Origin of the sequence: Bradyrhizobium sp. ORS 375 (assembly GCF_000239775.1) — a bacterium.
Taxonomy (GTDB): Bacteria; Pseudomonadota; Alphaproteobacteria; order Rhizobiales; family Xanthobacteraceae; genus Bradyrhizobium.
This window is the reverse complement of record NZ_CAFI01000096.1, coordinates 1-5551: the sequence shown is the minus strand read 5'-3', so window position 1 is coordinate 5551 and position 5551 is coordinate 1. Positions and strand designations below refer to the sequence as shown.

General features: G+C 67.8%; 1 protein-coding gene and 1 pseudogene. One reads left to right on the top strand and one right to left on the bottom strand.

Annotated features, from left to right (window positions below):
- A pseudogene (locus BRAO375_RS08195) lies at positions 1-185 on the bottom strand (Hpt domain-containing protein); the annotation flags it as partial.
- Positions 186-568: 383 nt separating this feature from the next.
- Here BRAO375_RS08195 and BRAO375_RS08190 point away from each other — a divergent pair.
- Positions 569-5551, top strand: a 4983-nt coding sequence (locus BRAO375_RS08190; RefSeq protein WP_052536073.1) for an apolipoprotein A-IV repeat region-like domain-containing protein, incomplete at its 3' end; no start/stop codon positions are given.

The following is a 5551-nucleotide window of genomic DNA, read 5'->3' as shown; positions in this document are numbered from 1 at the left end:
TCCGGCATCACCTGCAGCCGCTCCAGCAGACGGACGGCCTGTGTGGAGAACATCGCGAGCACTTCGCGCTCGAGCGTGGCGTCGCCAAGCGTCATGCGCCTGAGCATGTCGAGGCTGATCGGCCCGTCATCTGGAACCAGCGGCGGCGAGGGCATCCATTCGATCCGTGACAGGTCGGGAATCATGATGGTCATCCGGTCCGGCGGGCACGCACCGCGCCCCTGTGGTCAGCCAAGCACGACAATGGTTAATGTATGGTTACCGGCCGATTGCCGCGGGTTTGCCGCGATTTGGGCCCGGCTCCGCCCCAATCGCGGCCGAAACCGGAATTCGCAGAACTTCTAAAGCGTTAACGGCGGCAGCTGTTAACGATGATTAAGAATCTCTTAACCACGGCCATTTCTTTCAACTGGCACAGCCAATAGGATGATGCCCGGATGGAGTGGGTCACCCGGCGGAATTAGCCACCCCTGGTGCCTGCAAGGGATGACGTCCGGTTCGAGCGCGTCGAGGGGGTACTCGTACGCGGCTCGCCGGAACGAAATTAAGACGAGGGCTCGGACTCAACATGGCGAACACCCCGAAAAAGGTCAAAGACCCGACTGAAGTTGCGCTGTCCGCCATTCAGGAGGCTTTGAACATCAGCGACACGACCGCGCCCCCGGAGTCGCAGGGCCCGGTCCGCGCTGACGGGGCGCCGCCGGTCATGCCGACCGGCGGATCGGTTTTCGACCAATTCGACTCCCGTCCGGGGATCGACAACCGCAGCCTCGACGAGATCGAGCCACCGCCGCTGGCCAAGCGCCGGCCGGCCAATGACGACCGCGAGACCATCGGCCAGCTGCTGCAGGCGATCCAGAAGGGACGCCCGTCGCGCGGCGTGTACACGCTGGCAACCGCCTTTGCAGGCATCTGGATCGTCGGCTGCGTGCTGCTGACGATCGGCTTCCTGCCCGCCTTGCAGGCCCTCATCGGCCAGAGCGGCGGCGTGCTGGTGCTCGCCGGCCTCGCCGCGGTGTTCTTCGCCCCTGTTCTGCTGTTCTATTTCCTCGCCAGCCTCGCCTGGCGCGGCCAGGAGCTGCGCATGATCGCGCAGTCGATGGCCCAGGTCGCGATCCGCTTCTCCGAGCCCGAGGGCGCCGTCAGCGATTCCATCGTCACCGTCGGCCAGGCGATCCGCCGCGAGGTCGCGGCCATGGGCGACGGCGTCGAGCGCGCGATCGCGCGCGCCGGCGAGCTCGAGATGCTGGTGGCGAACGAGGTCGCCGCGCTCGAGCGCGCCTACAGCGACAACGAGGTCCGCATCCGCGCCCTGCTCCAGGACATCGCCCATCAGCGCGACAATCTGGTTGGCCAGGCCGAGCAGGTCCGCAGCGCCATCTCGGGCGTGCAGATCGACCTGCGCCACGACATCGCGCTGATCTCGGACGCGATCGCCTCGCGCGTCGACGAGGTCGCCAAGAGCATCACCGGCGCGCTGGAAGAGCGCGGCGCCCACATCACGGCAGCCCTGAGCAACGCCGGCGACAACATGATCCTGGCGCTCGGCGAGCGCGGCGGCGACCTGCTCGACCGTCTCGAGGAGGCCAGCGCGGAGACCACCCGCGCCGTTCTGGATGCCTCGGAGCGGCTGACCACCAGCCTGAACTTCAAGACCGGCCACGTCCACGACGAGTTCGCGGACCTGTCCGACCGCGTCCACGAGATGCTCAACGAGCGCATCGACCGCATCACCAGCGAATTCGAGCAGCGCACGGCGGCGATCGTCGACGGCATCTCGGTGCGCACCGAGCAGGTCCACGATTCGCTCAAGGCCTCGGGCGACTCCCTGCTGCTGGAGCTCGAGCTGCGCAGCGGCGATCTCGTCACCAAGATCGACGAGGCGAGCCAGCGCCTGTCCGGCCACATCGTCACCTCCGGTGAAAAGGCGAGCGAGTCGCTGGATGCGACCGTCAACTCGCTGGTCGCCAAGGTCGTCAGCCAGACCGAAAGCACCCACGACACGCTGTCGCTGCAGATCAGCGCCTTCGATGAGCTGGTGAAGAACCAGGGCACGGAGCTCGCCGAGCGCTTCGCGCGCGACAGCTCGACCCTGGGCGCCCTGATCACGCGCCACATCACCGAGTTCGACCGCACCGTGAAGACCTATGGCGGCGAGATCGTCGAGCGCATGGGCCAGCGGACCCAGGAGATCTCGGACAATCTCAAGACCTATGTCGACACCTTCGACTCGCGCCTGTCGTCGAACAGCGGCGAGATCACGGCGACGCTGGACCAGCGTCTGAATCAGTTCGAGACCAATCTGCAGGCGCGCATCACCACCTTCGATTCCGCCTTCGATTCCAAGATCAAGAGCTTCGACGACACCGTCGAGGGCCGCCTGAAGACGCTGGAGGAGAACTTCGACAGCCGCGCGACCTCGGTCACCTCGACCATCGAGGGCCGCCTCGGCACGCTGTCGAACTCGCTGACCGACGGTGCGGCGCAGGTGCTGCACGCCATCGACTCGCGCCTGACGGTGCTGACCTCGTCGCTGACCGACGGCTCGGCGCAGGCGATCCAGTCGATCGACTCCCGCCTCAACATCCTGACCTCCTCGCTCACCGAAGGCACCGACAAGGCGCTGGAGGCGATCGATCAGCGCATTGTCAGCCTGTCGAACATCATCGACGGCCGCAGCTTCGAGCTGACCGAGGCCGTCACCGCCCGCTTCCAGGACATCCACCAGGGCATCGAGACGCGCGTCGGCTCGATCGCCACCGAGATCGACCAGCGCGTGTCGCAGTTCGAGGACCTCTTGGGCTCGCGCGTCGAGGCCGTCGCCGGCCGCATCGAAAGCAGCGGCCGCCAGGCCAGCGACGAGCTGATGACGCGCGCCGAGCTGCTGTCGGCCAGCATCAAGTCGCATGTTGAGGATGCCGAGCGCTCGCTCACCACGCTCGTGGTCAACACCAGCGAGACCATCCAGACCGGCGCGCGCTCCGCGCAGCAGGCGCTGATCACCGTCTCGACCGATGTCGGCTCGCAGCTGAAGAGCACCTCCGCCGAGGTCGAGCGCGCCCTCACCGGCGCCGGCAGCGCTGCGGCGAACTCCATCCTGACCAGCGCGCGCGAGGCCCAGGCCACCCTGGTCACGGCGTCGAGCGAGACCGCCGAGCAGATCAAGTCGCTGTCGTCTGACGTCGAGCGCACGCTGACGGCTGCGGGCTCGACCACGGCCGCCTCGATCCTCGCCGGCGCCCGCGAGGTGCAGAACACGCTGGTGTCCGCCTCTGCCGATGCCGCGACCCATGTGAAGTCGCTCGCCACCGACGTCGAGCAGGCGCTGACGGCGGCCGGCTCGGCCACAGCCGCCTCGATCCTCGCCGGCGCGCGCGAGGTGCAGAACACGCTGGTGTCCGCCTCCTCCAACGCCGCCGAGCATGTGAAGTCGCTCGCCGCCGACGTGCAGCGCTCGCTCACGTCAGCCGGCACCGACACTGCCGAGACCATCACCGCCGGTGCGCGCGAGGCCCAGAGCGCCCTGCTCGCCGCCTCGCAGGAGGCAGCCGATCAGGTCAAGGCGCTGACCGTGGACGTGCAGCGCTCGCTGTCGATCGCCGGCACCACCACCGCGGAGGCGATCACCGGCGGCGCCCGCGAGGCGCAGAGCACGCTGATCAGCGCCTCGTCAGAAGCGGCCAACCACGTCAAGTCGCTGGCAGCCGACGTCGAGCGGACGCTCGCCGCGGTCGGCACCAGCACCGCCACGGTGATCGTGGACAGCGCCCGCGAGGTCCAGTCCAAGCTGATCTCCAGCTCGACCGAGGCAGCCGAGCACGTCAAGTCGCTCGCCGTGGACGTCGAGCGGACGCTATCCTCGGTGGGCGCCGATACGGCGACCTCGATCCTCAACAGCGCGCGCCAGGCCCAGATGTCGCTGACGGCGACCTCCGCCGACACCGCGGCCAGCCTGGTCGGCAGTGCACGCGAAGCCCAGACCCTGCTCACGACGACGACCACCGAGACGGTCGCCGTGATCGTCGCCGGCGCCCGCGAGGCGCAGACGGTGCTGACGGCGACCTCGACCGACACCGCGGGCCAGCTCAAGGCGATCTCCTCGGAGATCGAGCGCTCGATCAACACCGTCGCGGCCAACACGACGGATGCGATCCAGAGCAGCGCGCTGAACGCCCAGAGCGCGCTCGTCGCCGCCTCCAACGAGGTCTCGACGCGCGTGAAGTCGACCTCGACCGAGATCGAACGCTCGGTGCTCGCGGCCGGAAATTCGTTCGGCTCGGCCATGACCGGCAAGACCGACGAGATCGTCACCTATGTGCAGCAGCAGAGCGAGCGGCTGTCGCAGGTCCTCGACGGCAAGCGCGGCACGCTGGTCGAGACGCTCAACTCCAAGACCAACCAGCTCACGATCGAGATCGATCGGGTCACCACCGACGCGCTGAAGCAGATCGAGATGCGCGGCCAGGCGTTCGCCCAGACCGTGAACGGCAACGGCTCCGATGTCGCCCGCACCATCACCTCGGCCGGCGAGATGGCGACGACGGCGATTACCAAGTCGCTGAAGGATCTCGAGCAGGCCTCGCGCGCCGCGATCGAGCAGTCGCGCCAGGTCTCGGTGGCGGCCGTCACCGAGATGCAGGAGACCAGCAAGATCCTGCGCACCGACACCGTCGCGCTGTTCGAGCGGCTGCGTGAAGGCAACATCCTCCTGCAGGAGGTGCTGACCGGGGCGCACGACAATCTCAACTCGCTTGAGCGTGCGCTGGTCGCCCGCGTCGCCGATTTCGTCACCGCGATGAACGACGTCACCTCGCGCAACGGCACGGCGACGCAGACCCTCGAAGACCAGCTCAACGTCTTCAACGCCAAGACGTCCCGCGCGCTGCAGGATCTCGGATCGCTGTCGACGCAGTTCGACGCGCATGGCAAGGCCCTGATCGAGGCTGCCGCCATCGTCGAGCAGAGCAACCGCGACGCGACCGCCTCGATCTCGGATCGCAAGACGACGCTGGAATCGCTGGTCACCACCATCGACCTGCGCACCGCCGATCTCGATCAGCGCCTGACCCGCTTCACCACCCTGCTCGACGAGTCGCTTGCGGCCGCCGAGGAACGGGCGCGTGACATCGCCCGGGTCGTGGCGGAGACGGCCGGCGCCGGCTCGACCGCGCTCAGCCGCCAGTTCGAGGCGATCCGCACCAACGCCGAGGAGGAGCGCCGCCTCACCACCGCGCAGATGCAGGAGATCTACCAGCAGAGCACGCAGGAAGCCGATGCGATGTTCAAGCAGTCGGCGGAGAAGTTTGCTTCGCTGGTGTCGAGCATGAAGCAGATGACGTCCGAGATGCATCGCGAGCTCGAGGCGACGCGCAACGAGCTGCGCCGCGGCGTGCTGGAGATGCCGCAGGAGGCGGCCGAGAGCACGGCGCAGATGCGCAAGGTCATCGTCGACCAGATCGAGGCGCTGGCCGAGCTCAACCGCATCGTCGCGCATCATGGCCGTGGCCTCGACGTCGTCAGCACGTCGCGGCCGGTCGCCGCGCCCGCCGCC